This is a genomic window from Leifsonia sp. LS1, assembly GCF_020521355.1.
GTDB lineage: Bacteria > Actinomycetota > Actinomycetes > Actinomycetales > Microbacteriaceae > Leifsonia.
This window is the reverse complement of sequence record NZ_BPER01000016.1, coordinates 34656-49795: the sequence shown is the minus strand read 5'-3', so window position 1 is coordinate 49795 and position 15140 is coordinate 34656. Positions and strand designations below refer to the sequence as shown.

Below are 15140 nucleotides of genomic sequence, written 5' to 3'. Positions count from 1 at the left end.
GGCTCATCTCCGGATTTAGTCGGGTGGGGTGGGGTGGGGTGGGGTCGGGTGGGGTGGGGTGGGGCTGGGCGGAGGGGCGCGTGGCAGCAGGGTCAGTTCTCGGGGGGCGAGCCCTTGAGAGAGATGCTGATCTCGTCGGCGTCGAGGTTGGTGAGCGCGCGGTCGAGCACGTCAGCGTCGAAGGTGCCGTCGTCGCGCGCGTCGAGGAGGGCGGCGCGCTGGGCGTGGAGGCGGTCGAGAGCGAACTTCTTCATCACTTCCATGTTCTCGGGGGTGCGCTCGCGGGACTCGGGCAGCGGGATGTGGCGGGCGGCCTCGTGGAGCATCGACGCCACACGCTTGCGCTCGGCGTTCTCCGTCTCCGGATCGACCTGCGCGGGCTTGAGCCACGTCAGCACCCAGCTGATCGTCCCACCCTGGATGAGCAGCGAACCGGCGGCGACGAGGAACGCGATGAGCACGAGCACCGGGCGGCCCGGCGTGTCAGTCGGCAGGGTCTGCGCCGCCGCGACCGTGACCGCGCCGCGCATCCCGGCCCACACGACGACCGCGCCCTCGCGCCAGCCGAGCGGGGCACCTGTGAAGTAGTCGATGTCCGCCAGCGTCCGGCGGATGCGCGTCGTGAAGCGGCCCACGTCGCGCTGCGACGGCACGCGACCCTTGCCGGGGCCGCCTTGCCGCACCAGAGCGGTGGGATCGTTGTCGGCGTCCGCGATCCGCTTCTGCATCGTCTCGAGGCGCGGCTTCATCGCCGCGGTGCGCCGGTGCCGCCTGCCCAGCGAACGCAGCAGCGGCGCGACATAGCCGGCACGGACCACGATGGTCAGGACCAGGGCCCCTGCGGCGACGAGGGCCGCCGGCCCGACGCCCTCGTGCACCTCCTCGACCTCTTGCAGGATGCCGAACAGCTGCAGACCCATCGTCAGGAAGACGAGGCCTTCGAGCACCAGCTCGACCGTCTTCCAGTTCTGCGCGTCGGAGAGCCGATGCTGCGGGGAGAGGACGCGCGGCGCGCGGCTCCCCGTGACCAGGCCGGCGACGACGGCGGCGACCAGTCCGGAGGCGCCGAGCGCTTCCGCCGGGAGGGAGGCGACGAAGGGCACGGTGAACGAGAGCACCGTGTTGACGGTGGCGTCCTTCACCCGTGCGCGCACGATGAGGTTGAGGCGGCCGACCGCCCAGCCGAGCGCGACGGCGACCACGACGGAGTAGGTGAAGGTCCAGATCACCGTGCCGACCGCGAAGGAGGCCGCGGCGGCGGCGATCGCGGCGCGCAGCAGCACCAGGGCGGTGGCGTCGTTGAGCAGGCTCTCGCCCTCCAGGATCGCGACGACGCGGGGCGAGACGCCGCTGCGCTTCACGATGGAGGTGGCCACGGCGTCCGTGGGGCTCACGATCGCGCCGAGCGCGATGCCCCAGGCGAGGTCCAGACCGGGGATGGCCCACGAGAAGAACAGCCCGAGGACGACGGAGCTGACCACGACGAGCAGGACGGAGAGCCCGCCGATGGCGGCGAACTCGCGCCGGAAGTTCATCGACGGCATCGACACGGACGCCGAATAGAGCAACGGCGGGAGGATGCCCGCCAGGATCCACTCCGGCTCGATGTGCAGGGCGGGGACGAACGGCAGGAGGCTCACCAGGATGCCGACGGCGACCAGGATCAGCGGCGAGGCGACGCCGAACCGGGGGCCGATCGTGGCTGCCGCGGCGATCGCCAGCACGGCGAGCACACCGATGAGGACTCCCATCTCCATGCCGGGACCCTACCTCAGAGGACGATATGCATGGCGCGTGCGGCGTCGGAGATCGATCCGGAGAGCGACGGGTAGACGGTGAACGCGCGGGCGACCTGGTCGACCGTGAGACGGTGCTCCACGGCGAGCGCGAGCGGGAAGATGAGTTCGGATGCCCGCGGGGCGACGATGACGCCGCCGATGACGGTGCCGGACCCGGTGCGGGCGAAGAGCTTGACGAAGCCGTCGCGCAGCCCGAGCATCTTCGCGCGCGGGTTCGACTTGAGCGGCAGCTTGTAGATGTCACCCTGGGCGATGCCGTCCTCGATCTGCTTCTGGTTCCAGCCGACCGTCGCGATCTCGGGCTGCGTGAAGATGTTGGACGTCACGTTGCGCAGCTCGATCGGGTTGACCGCGTCCCCCATCGCGTGGAACACGGCGGTGCGCCCCTGCATGGAGGCGACGGAGGCGAGCGGCAGCAGGTCCGAGCAGTCGCCCGCGGCGTAGATGTTCGGGATGGAGGTGCGGGCGACGCGGTTGACGCGGATGTGGCCGGACGGTGTGAGCTGCACCCCGGCCTCCTCGAGCCCGATGCCCGCGGTGTTCGGGATGGATCCGACCGCCATGAGGCAGTGGCTGCCCTCGACGGTGCGGCCGTCGGCGAGTGTCGCGACGACGCCGTTCTCGGTGCGCACGACCGACTCGGCACGGGACTTCGAGAGCACCTGCATGCCGTTGCGCTTGAAGACGTTCTCGATCACGCGGGCGGCGTCGGCGTCCTCGCCCGGGAGCACCTGGTCGCGGGAGGAGATCAGGGTCACCTTGGAGCCGAGCGCCGTGTAGGCGGAGGCGAACTCGGCGCCCGTGACGCCGGAGCCGACCACGATGAGGTGCTCGGGCACGGCCCCCAGATCGTAGAGCTGTGTCCAGGTCAGGATGCGCTCGCCGTCCGGGACGGCGGTAGGGAGGACGCGCGGGCTGGCGCCGACGGCGATGACGATCGTGTCGGCCTCCACCCGGTCGAAGTCGGTGCCGCGGTCGCCGCGCGACGTCGACACGATCACGGCGTCGTCGCCGTCGAGGCGCCCCTCGCCGTTCACGATGCGCACACCCGAGCGCACCAGCTCGGCGCGCATGTCCTCGGACTGCTGGCGCGCGAGGCCCATGAGCCGCTTGTTGACGGCGGCGAGGTTGACGGCGAGCTCGGGGCGCACCGGCTTCCCGTGGCTCCCGCGGGTGAAGAACTGCACGCCGAGGTCGGCCGCCTCGGCGATGGAGTTGGTGGCCTCGGCGGTCGCGATGAGGCTCTTCGACGGGACGACATCGGTGATGACGGCCGAACCGCCGACTCCGGAACGCTCGACCAGGGTCACGTCGGCGCCCAGCTGCGCGCCCGCGATCGCCGCCTCGTAGCCGCCCGGTCCGCCGCCCAGCACGGCGATGCGCTGCTTGCGCTCGAATTCAAAGGCCATGCCCCCATTCTTCCGCATGCGTGCGCGCCGGCGCGCACGCTCCGATGCGCATCCCGCGCCGCCTGGACGCGCCGGGAGCGCTCAGTAGAGTTGGCTCATGCTCGAAACGAACACGAACCCGCTCGACGACCCGCAGGCCGACCCGTTCGAGGTGGCCCGCCAGGCGGCGGAGCAGCTGGCCGAGAAGACCGGCGTCGAGAAGCACGACATCGCCCTCACCCTGGGCAGCGGATGGGGCAAGGCGGCGGACCTCATCGGCGAGACCACCGCGACCATCCCGGCCACCGAGATCCTGGGCTTCGGCAAGCCGGCGCTGGAGGGCCACGTCGGCACCCTGCGCTCGGTACTGCTGCCGAGCGGCAAGCGCGCGCTCGTGATCGGCGCGCGCACGCACTACTACGAAGGCCACGGCGTGCGCCGGGTCGTGCACAGCGTGCGCACGGCGGCCGCGGCCGGTGCGACGACCATGATCCTCACCAACGGCGCCGGCGGTATCAAGGAGCACTGGAAGCCCGGCACCCCGGTGCTGATCAGCGACCACATCAACCTGACGGCGGACTCCCCGCTCGAGGGCGCCACCTTCATCGACCTGACCGACCTCTACTCGGGCCGCCTGCGGGCGCTCGCGAAGACGATCGAACCGTCGCTGGACGAGGGCGTCTACACGCAGTTCCGCGGCCCGCACTATGAGACCCCGGCGGAGGTGCAGATGGCGAAGGCCATCGGCGGCCACATCGTCGGCATGTCGACCGCCCTCGAGGCGATCGCCGCCCGCCAGGCCGGCATGGAGATCCTGGGCATGTCCCTGATCACCAACCTGGCGGCGGGCATCCAGAAGACCCCGCTGAGCCACGCCGAGGTCATCGAGGCGGGCCAGGCGGCCGAGCCGGTGATCAGCGCGCTGCTCGCCCGGATCGTGGCGGCCCTGTGAGCCCCGCGCTCGCCACCGCCGACCTGCTGGCCGCCGCTCGCGCCTGGCAGGACCAGGACCCCGACCCGGAGACCCGCGCCGAGCTGGAGACGCTGGTCGCCGCTGCGGCCGACGGCTCCGCGGATGCCCTCGCCGACCTCCACTCGCGCTTCGACACCCGCCTCGCCTTCGGCACCGCCGGGCTGCGCGGGGAGATCGCGGCCGGCCCCAACCGGATGAACCGCGTGCTGGTCTCGCAGGCCGCCGCCGGATTCGCGCGCTGGCTGCTCGAACACGCCGGCGGCGTCACGCCGTCGGTCGTGATCGGCTACGACGGCCGGAAGAACTCCGACGTCTTCGCGCGGGACACGGCGGAGCTGATGGCCGGCGCCGGCGTGCGCGCCGTGCTCCTCCCCCGCCTGCTGCCGACCCCCGTCCTCGCGTTCGCGGTCCGCCACCTCGACGCGAGTGCCGGTGTCATGGTCACCGCGAGCCACAACCCGCCGAATGACAACGGGTACAAGGTCTATCTGGGCGGCGAGGACCACGGCTCGCAGATCGTGTCGCCGACGGACGCGGAGATCGCGGCCCACATCATCGAGGTCGCCTCGGGGAGCGTCAGCGACCTCCCCCGCTCCGAGCAGTACGAGATCGCATCCGACGACGTGGAGCGGGCCTACATCGACGCGACCGCGCGCGTCGCGGCGACCGGTGCCCCTCGCGACGCGGTGTCGTTCGCGTACACGGCGATGCACGGTGTCGGCTGGCGCACGGCGCGCGAGGTGTTCGCCGCCGCCGGCTTCGCCGAGCCTCAGGTGGTCGCCGCGCAGATCGACCCCGACCCGGCCTTCCCGACGGTGTCGTTCCCGAACCCCGAGGAGCCGGGAGCGATGGATCTCGCGTTCGAGACCGCGCGGGCCACCGGTGTCGACCTGGTGATCGCGAACGACCCCGACGCCGACCGCTTGGCCGTCGCCATCCCGGACCCGTCGTCCGCGGACGGCTATCGCCGGCTGAGTGGCAACGAGGTGGGAGCCCTCCTGGGCTGGCGCGCCGCCGAGCTGGCCGAGGCCGCCGCCGGCGACGGAGCGGCCGACGGCGTGCTCGCCTGCTCGATCGTCTCCTCGCCCGCGCTGGCGGCGGTGGCGGAGGCATACCACCTCGACTTCGCCGACACCCTCACCGGATTCAAGTGGGTCTCCCGCGCACCCGGTCTGATCTTCGGTTTCGAGGAGGCCCTCGGCTACCTCGTCAATCCCGGGACGGTGCGCGACAAGGACGGCATCTCCGCCGCGACGGCCTTGCTCGACCTGGCCTCGACGCTCGCCGCGGAGGGCCTGACCATCGCGGATCGACTGGATGCGTTCGCCGAGCGGTTCGGCTACTTCGCCAGCGACCAGATCTCCCTGCGGGTGACGGACCTCTCGCGGATCGACGCGATCATGGCAGCCCTGCGCGCGACCCCGCCGAGCACTCTCGGCGACGTCAAGGTCGACCGCATCGACGACCTCCGCGACGGCTTCGGAGGCCTCCCCCCGAGCGACGTTCTGCGTATCCTGCTCGAGGACGGCTCACGCGTCATGGTGCGCCCGAGCGGCACCGAGCCCAAGCTGAAGATCTACATCGACGCCTCGAGCGACGAGGGCACGCTCGCCGAGCGACGTGCCACCGCCACCGCGCGCGTCGCCGCGCTCGGCGAGGCGATGCGGGCACTCACGGCATAGGGACCGGCCGGGTGGCGGCGCGGGCCGCGTAGCTGAGCAGGAACGCCGCCAGCGCCGCCACGGTCACCGCCGCTCCCGCGACCGGGACGGCCTCCGCACCGCCCGCACCCAGCGCGACAGACCCGATGGGCGGGGCGATCGCGATTCCGACGTACATCGCCGTCGAGTACCAGGAGAGCGCGAGGGCGGAGGACTCGGGATCCACGTGCACGAGCCGGTGCTGGACGGGGATCGCGATGGCGAACGCCGTCACACCCCAGAGCGCGAAGACCACCAGCGAAGCCGCGAACGATGCCTCGACGAACGGCAGCACGATGAGCGCGACGACCTGCCCGAGCAGCGCGACGGCCGCGACCGTGCGGCTCCCGAAGCGGTCGGTGAGCGGACCGGCGACGCTGTTGCCGATCACGCCCGCTGCCCCGTAGGCGAGCAGCAGCGCCGCCAGCAGGGGACCGGACCCGCCGGTGGAGGCATGGGTGACGGCCGCCGAGAAGATGTAGACGATGTTGAAGCCCGCGATCATGAACACGGTCGTCGCGAGCAGTGCGAGCACCCGCAGATCGGCGAGGGTGGCGAGGCGGCGTCGCAGCGTCGCCGGAGGGGCGAGTGGCACCCGGCGGACGAGCAGCGGGATCGCCGCCGCGAGGACGACGCCGAGGCCCACCACGCACCAGAGCGCGAACCGCCAGCCGGCGACGCCGCCGAGCGCCGTCCCGAGCGGCGAGCCGACGGCGGTTGCGAGGGTGAACCCGGCGCCGACGAGCGCGAGGGCGCGACCTCGCTTCTCGGGCGCGGACAGGGAGGCGGCGGCCGCCGTGGCTGTCGGGACGAGGGCTGCGCCGCCGATGCCGGAGAACGTGCGTCCGGCGATGAACCAGCCGAGGTCGGGCGCGACGGCCGCGACGGCCGTGCCGATGGCGAAGACACCGAGACCGACGCCCATGAGGGCCGACCGCGGCACCCGCGGGAGGAGGATCGAGACCGCCGGAGCGGCGACCGCGACGACGAGCGAGTAGGTGGTGATCGACACGCTGACCGCCGCCGGGCTCGTTCCCAGCGTCGTCGCGATCTGGGGCAGGAGGCCCGCGATGACGAAGGCGTTCGTCCCGACGACGAAGAGGCCGAGCGCGAGGACCACGAGCGCCGGCGTGGTCCTGCGGTATGATTGTTCGATGATCGTCATACGGTTAGCGTACGGCGATTGTTCGATGATTGTCAAACAATTGGACGCCGCATGACCGAATACCCCTCGCCGCCGATGGACGAGGTCGAGCTGGTGGACCTCCTCCGTGCCGTCGCCGACCCGGTCCGCCTGCAGATGGTGCGCGTCCTCGCCGACGGCGAACCGCACCCCAAAGCCCTGACCGAGTGGGGCTGCGACGTGCAGAAATCCACCATGGCGCACCACTTCAAGACCCTGCGCGAGGCAGGTCTCACGAACACGATCGTCAACGGCCGCACTCATGACATCCAGCTGCGCCGCGCCGAGCTCGACGCCCGCTTCCCGGGGCTGATCGCCGCCCTGCTGAGCGACTAGCGACGCCGGCGGTCAGCCGAGGGCTTCGTCGAGCTTGCGCTCCAGCTCGTCGAGGTCGAAATAGTTCTCGATGACGATGACATCGGCGTTGGTCGTGCCGATCCGTTCCACGAGCTCCGGCGACGACAAGATGACCTGCGCATCGGCGGCGGCAGTGGACAGGCTGCCGACGTCCGTGGCCGTCACGTCGGCGTCGATGCCCAGGCGCTCGAGCACCCGCTCCGCGTTCACCTTGAGGATGCCGGACGTGCCGAGCCCGACGCCGCAGATGGCGACGATCTTCATCGGGCGCCCTCCTCCGACCGGGCGATGACGCGCCGCACATCGTCGACGTCGCGGGCCACCGCGAGGGCCGGGATGGCCTCGGGGTCGTTGAACACGTTCGCGAGCTCGGCGACGCTCGTCACGTGCGCCTCCGGTGTCGACACGGCGAGGCCGAGCACGACGGAGACCGGGTCGTTGTGCGGGTGACCGAACACGACGGGCTCGTCGAGCGTCACGACCGAGAGCCCGTCGAAGTTCACGTCGGGGCCGGGGCGCGCGTGCGCGAGAGCCAGACCGGGCGCGATCACGATGTACGCGCCGAACTCCTCGATCACCTGGATCATCCGGTCGGCATAGCCCTGTTCGGTCGCTCCCGACCGCGTCAGCGCCGCTCCCGCGAGCCGCACCGCCTCACGCCAGTCGGAGGCGTGAGCCCCGACGGTGACGGCGGACTCGGGCAACGGTGGCAGCGGCATGATCTCAGCGTAGCCGCCGCCGGCTCAGGAACCCTCGAAACCCGCTGTGATGATGTCGGCCAGCTCCTCACGTTCCTCCAGCGGGAGGAACGCGCCCGCGGCCGCATTGAGCTGGAAGATCTCCAGGTCGGTGCGGTCGTAGGCGAAGGCGTCGGCGAGGATGCTCAGCTCGCGGGTCAGCGTGGTCCCGCTCATCAGGCGGTTGTCGGTGTTCACGGTCACCCGGAAGCCCAGCTGGTACAGCAGGTCGAACGGGTGGTCGAGGAGGTCCTTGCCCCAGGCGGCGATGGCGCCCGTCTGGAGGTTGGAGGTGGGGCTGGTCTCGAGCGCGATCTCGCGGTCCTTGACCCACTGCGACAGAGTGCCGAGCGTGACGTAGGTGTTCTCGTCGTCCTGACGCTCGATCGCGATGTCCTCCGCGAGGCGCACGCCGTGGCCGAGGCGCAGCGCGCGGCCGTCGAGGAGGGCGCTGCGGATGCTGTCGAGGCCGTCGGCCTCTCCCGCGTGGACGGTGGCGGGGAAGAACTGCTCGGCCAGGTAGTCGAACGCCGCACGGTGGTTCGCGGGCGGGAAACCCGCCTCCGGGCCGGCGATGTCGAAGCCGACCACCCCGTTGTCGCGGTGACGGACGGCCAGCTCGGCGATCTCCAGACCGCGATCGAGGTGACGCATCGCCGAGACGAGCTGCCCGACGCGGATGCGCTTGCCGCTGTCGCGCACATCCTGGATACCGGCCTCGATGCCCTCCTGGACGGCCTCGACGGTCTCGTCCAGGCTGAGCCCGCGGGTCAGGTGCTGTTCCGGCGCCCAGCGGATCTCGCCGTAGACGACGCCGTCGGCGCCGAGATCCTGGACGAACTCGCGTGCGACGCGCACCAGGCCCTCGCGGGTCTGCATGACCGCGGTCGTCAGGTCGAAGGTCTTGAGGTACTCGACGAGCGAACCGGAGTTCGACTTCTCGCCGAACCAGCGCGCGAGCTCGACGGGATCGGTGGTCGGCAGCTCCAGGCCGATCGCGTCGCCCAGCTCGATCACCGTGGCGGGGCGCAGGCCGCCGTCGAGGTGGTCGTGCAGCGACACCTTCGGCAGGGCGCGGATGTCGGTGCCGTCGGCCAGCGTGTACCCGGCGTTCTGTTCGCTCATGTCCTTCAATCTATCGGTCGCAACGGGTGCGGAGGAGGGGCCGCTCAGGAGATGCGGTCGGCGATCAGCGGACCGCGGGTGAACGGCGTTCCGATCGGGGCGATGCGGTACGCCCCCTCGACGGCCTCCAGGGCACGCTCGAACCGGGCCGGCTCGTCGGCGGACAGCGTGAAGAGCGGGTCGCCGGCACGGACGGTGTCCCCCGGCTTGGCGTGCAGGTCGATGCCCGCGGCGTGCTGCACCGGGTCCTGCTTGCGGGCCCGGCCGGCGCCGAGCCGCCAGGCGGCGATGCCGAAGGGCAGGGCCTCCTGCTCGACGAGGATGCCGTCGGACTCCGCCACCACCGTGTGCGTCTCCTTCGCGACCGGCAGCGAGGCGTCGGGGTCGCCGCCCTGGGCGCGGATGACCTCGCGCCACTTGTCCATCGCACGGCCGTCCTTCAAGGCTGCCTCCACGTCCTCGTCCGGACGGCCCGCCAGCGCGAGCATCTCGCGCGCGAGGGCGACCGTCAACTCGACGATGTCGGCTGGGCCGCCTCCGGCGAGCACCTCGACGGACTCGCGGACCTCGTTGGCGTTGCCGATGGCGAGGCCGAGCGGCACGTTCATGTCCGTGAGGAGCGCGGAGGTCGCGACGCCCGCATCCTTCCCGAGCTCGACCATCGTGCGGGCCAGCTCGCGCGACTTCTCGATGTCTTTGAGGAACGCGCCGGAGCCGAACTTCACGTCGAGCACCAGCGCGCCGGTGCCCTCCGCGATCTTCTTGGACATGATCGAGGAGGCGATCAGCGGGATGGCCTCCACCGTCCCGGTGATGTCGCGCAGCGCGTAGAGCTTGCCGTCCGCGGGAGCCAGGCCGGAACCGGCGGCGCAGATCACGCCTCCCTGGTCGCGCAGCTGGGCGAACATCTCCTCGTTGCTGAGGTTGGCGCGCCACCCGGGGATGCTCTCCAGCTTGTCGAGCGTGCCGCCCGTGTGACCGAGACCGCGACCCGAGAGCTGGGGGACGGCCACGCCGAACGTCGCCACGAGCGGCATCAGCGGCAGCGTGATCTTGTCGCCGACGCCGCCGGTGGAGTGCTTGTCGGTCGTCGGCTTGCCGAGGCCCGAGAAGTCCATCCGCTCGCCCGAGGCGATCATGGCGAGGGTGAGGTCCTTGATCTCGCGGCGCGTCATCCCGTTGAGGAAGATGGCCATCGTCATCGCCGACATCTGCTCGTCGCCGACGTAGCCGCGCGTGTACGCGTCCACCAGCCAGTCGATCTCGGCAGTGCTGAGCTCTCCGCTGTCGCGCTTGGTCCTGATCAGGTCGACGGCGTCGAACGCCTCGACCGTTCCTGCGGTTTGGGTCACGGGGTGTCTGTCCTAGTCGTTGTTGCGGTATTCGTCGAGCTGGCGCGGGCCGAACGCGTCGGGCAGCACCTCGTCGATGGTGCGGATGCCCGACACGGTCTCCAGCAGCATCCCCTCGGCCGAGTGCTCGTAGAGCAGCTGGCGGCAGCGGCCGCACGGCATGAGGGTGTCGCCGTCGCCGTTCACGCAGGTGAAGGCGACGAGCTTGCCGCCGCCGGTCATCGCCAGCGACGACACGAGCCCGCACTCGGCGCACAGTGTGACGCCGTAGCTGGCGTTCTCCACGTTGCAGCCGCTGACGATGCGGCCGTCGTCCACCAGGGCGGCGGCGCCGACCGGGAACTTCGAGTACGGGACGTACGCGTGCTCCTTGGCCGCGTTCGCCGCCGTGCGGAGGGCGGCCCAGTCGATCCCGGGCGTCGTGACGTCGGTCATGACTTGATGTAGGGCTTGCCGTCGGCGGCCGGCGCGCGCGACATCCCCACCAGGCCGGCGACGGCGAAGATCGTGACGACGTACGGGAGCATGAGCATGAACTCGCTCGGAACCGGGGAGCCGATGATGCCGAGCACGTTCTGCAGGTTCGAGGCGAAGCCGAACAGCAGTGCGGCGAGGGTGGCCCGGATCGGATCCCAGCGTCCGAAGATCACGGCGGCGAGGGCGATGAAGCCCTGACCCGCCGTCATCTCCTTGGAGAACGCGCCGACCGAGCCGAGCGTGAAGTACGCGCCGCCGAGGCCTGCGATGGCGCCCGCCAGGGAGACGTTCCAGAAGCGGGTGCTGTTGACCTTGATGCCCACGGTGTCCGCGGCCTCCGGGTGCTCGCCGACCGAGCGGAGGCGCAGTCCCCAGCGGGTCTTGAACAGCCCGAACCAGACCACGAAGATCGCGATGTACATCAGGTACTCGATGATCGTCTGGTTGAAGAGCACGTTGCCGATGATGGGGATGTCGCTCAGGATCGGAATCGGCCAGTCCGGCAGACGGGGCGGGTGGTTGAGCACCGTCGGATCCGCCGCGAGCACCTGGGAGTAGAGGAAGCTCGTCAGGCCGGTGACCAGCACATTGAGCACGACGCCGACGATCACCTGATCGACCAGGTACTTGATCGCGAACGCGGCGAGCACGAAGGACACGAGGACGCCTGCGACCATCGCGGCGAGCAGGCCGACCACCCAGCTGCCGGTGAGCGTCGCGGTCATGGCCGAGACGAAGGCGCCGGCGAGCAGCTGGCCCTCGATGGCGACGTTGACGACGCCGCCGCGCTCGGAGATCACGCCGCCGAGGGCGCCGAAGACGAGAGGGACGGAGAGGCTGATCGTGCCCAGCAGCAGGCCGGTCACGGGCACGGGTAGTTCGCCCGACCCGGCCCAGGCGAGGAAGCCGAACATGAACACGAGCGCGAACACGACGACCAACCAGATCGGCGTCTTGCGCGCGTTCCTGGAGAGCCACGCGCTGTACGCGGTGACGATCGCCAGCAGCACGATCACGACGATGGTGGTCGAGAAGGTGTCGACCACCAGATTCGGCAGCTTGATCGCGTCGGACGACTCGGAGAACCGGAAGGTGCTCGTGCCATGGCGGGAGAAGCCGAGGAACAGGACCAGGCTGATGACCACGAACACCGCGAAGGCGATGGGCGCCTTCCAGGAGCGGATCTCGGCCTTCTCCAGCACGATGGGCGAGGAGTCGGGGACGACGGGGGCCGTGGTGCTCACTTGGCCGCCACCTCCTTCGTGACGATCGGACGCTGTCTCCGGGGCGTGCTGCCCGGCGTCGGGAGGCGGAAGATCGCGCGCACCAGCGGCGGTGCCGCGACGAAGAGGACGATGAGGGACTGCATCACGAGGACGATGTCGATCGGGATGTCGTTGGCGGCCTGGATGGTGAACCCGCCGGCCTTGAGCGCGCCGAAGAGGAGGCCCGCGACGAAGACGCCCCACGGACGCGACCGGCCGAGCAGCGCGACGGTGATCGCGTCGAAGCCGATGCCCGCGTCGACGCCCGAGCTGATGCCCTGCGGGAAGACGCCGAGAGCCTGGCTGGCGCCGGCGATGCCGATAAGTCCACCGGCGATGAGCATCGCGTAGACGTAGACGTTCTTGACGTTGATGCCGGCGACGCGCGCCGCGTTCGGGTTCTCGCCCACTGCGCGGAAACGGAAGCCGAGGCTCGAGCGGTTGATCAGCCACCAGACGAAGACCGTCGCGGCGATGACGACGACGAAGGCCCAGGTCAGGTTGTACTGCTCCCCGAACAGCGGCGGGAACACCGCGTTGGCGTGGATCGGCGGGGCCTTCGGGTTGTTGGAGCCGGGCGCCTGCAGGAGGCCCTGCGTGCGCAGCATGTAGGCGACGAGGTAGAAGGCGATGTAGTTGAGCATGATGGTCACGATCACCTCGTGCGCACCGGTCCTCGCCTTCAGGACGCCGACGATGCCGGCCCAGATCGCGCCGCCCGCGATACCCGCGACGACCGCGAGCACCAGGTGGATGACCGGCGGCAGGTTCCAGGAGAAGCCCACCCACGCAGACGCGGCGGCGGCGATGAGGATCTGTCCCTGGCCGCCGATGTTGAACAGGCCGACGCGGAAGGCGAGGGCGACGCCGAGACCGCTGACGATGAGCGGCGTGGCGAACGTCAAGGTCTCGGTGAGCGGGCGGATGCCCGCCGCGAACGTCGGACGGCGGAAGTTGTAGATCGCGCCCTGGAACATCGACACATAGGCGCTCGAAACCGAATCCCAGATGGCCTTGAACGTGTCGCCCGGGCGCGCGAAGAAGTACCCGGCGGCCTTCTGCACCTCGGGGTCCGTCGCGGCGATCAGGATCGCGCCGACGACGAGCGCCAGCACGACGGCCAGGATCGAGATGACCACGGGCCCGCCCATGATGTCGCGGATCGCCTTGTTCCAGCGGTCGTCGTTCTCCGCCTTGCCGGCGGGCTGACCCGGCTGTGCGGGCGCCACGGGCCGGCTGGGGGTGGGGGTCCCCGTCATGCTGCTGCTCCTGCCTGCTCCGGCGACTCGCCGGCCATCATGAGGCCGAGGACGTCACGTGACGTGTCCCCCGGCACGATTCCAACGATCCCGCCGCGGTACATCACCGCGATGCGGTCGGCCAGCGCCGCGACCTCGTCCAGCTCGGTCGAGACCACGATGACCGGGACTCCCGAGTCGCGGGTCTCGACGATGCGCTTGTGGACGAACTCGATCGAGCCCACGTCGAGACCACGGGTCGGCTGCGCCGCGACGAAGAGCCGCAGCTCACGGCTCAGCTCGCGGGCGAGGACGACCTTCTGCGCGTTGCCGCCGGAGAGGCGTCCGACGGCGGTGTCGATGGACTGGGTGCGCACGTCGAACTCGCGCACCTTGTCCTCGGCGAACTGCTTGAGGTACGAGAACTGGATGTTGCCGGCCTTGACGAACGGCTCCCCCGTCGAGCGGTCCAGCATCAGGTTCTCCTGGATGGTGAACTCGCCGACGAGGCCGTCCTCGTTGCGGTCCTCCGGGACGAACCCGACGCCGGCGTCGAGCACCTTGCGGGGGCTGTAGTGCTGGATCTCGGCGCCGTCGAGCACGATCGTGCCCTCCACGCGCGGCTGCAGACCCAGGATCGCCTCGGTGAGCTCGGTCTGGCCGTTGCCCTGCACCCCCGCGATCGCGAGGATCTCCCCGGCGCGGACCTCGAAGCTCACGCGATTGACGACGAGCTGGCCGATCGGGTCGATCACCGAGAGGTCGCGGACGACGAGCGCCGCGTCACCGGGGGTGGCCGGGTCCTTGTGGACGGTGAGGGAGACGGCGCGGCCGACCATCATCGACGCCATCTCGGCGTTCGTCGCGGTCGGCTCCGCCTCGCCGACGACCTTGCCGAGGCGGATGACCGTGATGCGGTCGGCGACCTCGCGCACCTCCCGCAGCTTGTGGGTGATGAAGATGATCGCGGTGCCCTGCTCCTTGAGCTGGCGCATGATGCCCATCAGCTCGTCGGTCTCCTGTGGCGTCAGCACGGCGGTGGGCTCGTCGAAGACGAGCACCTTCGCGTTCTGCGACAAAGCCTTGATGATCTCGACGCGCTGCTGGACGCCGACGGGGAGGTCCTCCACCAGGGCGTCAGGGTCGACGTCGAAGCCGAACCGGGCCGAGATCTCGCGCACCTTCGCGCGGGCCGCGGCGAGGTCGAGGCGACCGCCGAACTTCGTCTGCTCGTGGCCGAGCATGACGTTCTCGGCGACGGTGAAGACGGGGATGAGCATGAAGTGCTGGTGCACCATGCCGATGCCGGCCTTCATGGCGTCGCCCGGGCCGGCGAAGTGCTGGACCACATCGTCCAGCAGGATCTCGCCCTCCTCGGCCTGGTAGAGGCCGTAGAGCACGTTCATCAGGGTGGACTTGCCTGCGCCGTTCTCGCCGAGCAGGCAGTGGATCTCGCCGGGTTCGACCGTGAGGTCGATGTGGTCGTTCGCGACCAGGGCACCGAACCGTTTGGTGATGCCGCGGAGTTCGAGCTTCATTCGGGTGG

The 15140-nt window shown here is 70.4% G+C and carries 14 protein-coding genes; 3 read left to right on the top strand and 11 right to left on the bottom strand.

The window, feature by feature from the left end; all coding sequences use genetic code 11:
- Positions 1 to 92 precede the first annotated feature (92 nt).
- Together LLS1_RS19155 and LLS1_RS19150 are read right to left on the bottom strand one after the other, a co-directional pair.
- Complete coding sequence (locus LLS1_RS19155) at positions 93 to 1757, bottom strand: sodium:proton antiporter (RefSeq protein ID WP_226658052.1); 1665 nt, start codon at positions 1755 to 1757, stop codon at positions 93 to 95.
- Positions 1758 to 1771: 14 nt separating this feature from the next.
- On the bottom strand, positions 1772 to 3208 hold the full coding sequence (locus tag LLS1_RS19150) for an NAD(P)H-quinone dehydrogenase (protein ID WP_223360003.1): 1437 nt from the start codon (positions 3206 to 3208) through the stop codon (positions 1772 to 1774).
- A 97-nt stretch (positions 3209 to 3305) separates the two neighbouring features.
- Between LLS1_RS19150 and LLS1_RS19145 the strand changes: the two genes are divergently transcribed.
- Together LLS1_RS19145 and LLS1_RS19140 are read left to right on the top strand one after the other, a co-directional pair.
- Positions 3306 to 4139, top strand: coding sequence for a purine-nucleoside phosphorylase (locus LLS1_RS19145; protein ID WP_226658050.1), 834 nt, complete (start codon positions 3306 to 3308; stop codon positions 4137 to 4139).
- Positions 4136 to 5842, top strand: coding sequence for a phospho-sugar mutase (locus tag LLS1_RS19140; RefSeq protein ID WP_226658048.1), 1707 nt, complete (start codon positions 4136 to 4138; stop codon positions 5840 to 5842). The genes LLS1_RS19145 and LLS1_RS19140 overlap by 4 nt, the downstream gene beginning before the upstream one ends.
- Here LLS1_RS19140 and LLS1_RS19135 read toward each other — a convergent pair.
- Positions 5832 to 7025, bottom strand: a complete 1194-nt coding sequence (locus LLS1_RS19135; RefSeq protein WP_226658046.1) for an MFS transporter — start codon at positions 7023 to 7025, stop codon at positions 5832 to 5834. The genes LLS1_RS19140 and LLS1_RS19135 overlap by 11 nt on opposite strands.
- A 51-nt stretch (positions 7026 to 7076) precedes the next feature.
- Here LLS1_RS19135 and LLS1_RS19130 point away from each other — a divergent pair, with 51 nt between their 5' ends.
- Positions 7077 to 7379 carry a helix-turn-helix transcriptional regulator gene (locus LLS1_RS19130; protein ID WP_223359999.1) on the top strand — a complete coding sequence of 101 codons (303 nt, stop codon included), beginning with the start codon at positions 7077 to 7079 and terminating at the stop codon, positions 7377 to 7379.
- 12 nt (positions 7380 to 7391) lie between these two features.
- Here the strand turns inward: LLS1_RS19130 and LLS1_RS19125 are convergent, their stop codons facing one another.
- Genes LLS1_RS19125 through LLS1_RS19090 form a run of 8 tightly spaced genes read right to left on the bottom strand, consistent with a single transcriptional unit; the run spans position 7392 to position 15132 of the window.
- Positions 7392 to 7664 (bottom strand): PTS sugar transporter subunit IIB, encoded by a 273-nt coding sequence (locus LLS1_RS19125; protein WP_226658044.1) that lies wholly within the window; start codon positions 7662 to 7664, stop codon positions 7392 to 7394.
- A complete protein-coding gene (locus LLS1_RS19120) occupies positions 7661 to 8119 on the bottom strand; it encodes a PTS sugar transporter subunit IIA (protein WP_226658042.1) in 459 nt (152 codons plus the stop codon). Before LLS1_RS19120 ends, LLS1_RS19125 begins: the two co-directional genes overlap by 4 nt.
- Positions 8120 to 8143: 24 nt before the next feature.
- Complete coding sequence (locus LLS1_RS19115) at positions 8144 to 9262, bottom strand: adenosine deaminase (protein WP_226658037.1); 1119 nt, start codon at positions 9260 to 9262, stop codon at positions 8144 to 8146.
- 44 nt (positions 9263 to 9306) lie between these two features.
- Entirely contained in the window at positions 9307 to 10614 is a 1308-nt protein-coding gene (locus LLS1_RS19110; protein ID WP_226658035.1) for a thymidine phosphorylase, read from the bottom strand.
- Positions 10615 to 10626: 12 nt separating this feature from the next.
- Positions 10627 to 11049 (bottom strand): cytidine deaminase, encoded by a 423-nt coding sequence (locus LLS1_RS19105; RefSeq protein ID WP_226658034.1) that lies wholly within the window; start codon positions 11047 to 11049, stop codon positions 10627 to 10629.
- The gene (locus LLS1_RS19100) at positions 11046 to 12335 is read right to left on the bottom strand and encodes an ABC transporter permease (protein ID WP_226658032.1); all 1290 of its coding nucleotides are present in this window, start codon (positions 12333 to 12335) and stop codon (positions 11046 to 11048) included. The genes LLS1_RS19105 and LLS1_RS19100 overlap by 4 nt, the downstream gene beginning before the upstream one ends.
- Positions 12332 to 13615: an ABC transporter permease gene (locus LLS1_RS19095; protein WP_226658030.1), complete on the bottom strand. Its 1284-nt coding sequence runs from the start codon at positions 13613 to 13615 to the stop codon at positions 12332 to 12334. The genes LLS1_RS19100 and LLS1_RS19095 overlap by 4 nt, the downstream gene beginning before the upstream one ends.
- Positions 13612 to 15132: an ABC transporter ATP-binding protein gene (locus tag LLS1_RS19090; protein ID WP_226658028.1), complete on the bottom strand. Its 1521-nt coding sequence runs from the start codon at positions 15130 to 15132 to the stop codon at positions 13612 to 13614. The genes LLS1_RS19095 and LLS1_RS19090 overlap by 4 nt, the downstream gene beginning before the upstream one ends.
- Positions 15133 to 15140: the final 8 nt, after the last annotated feature.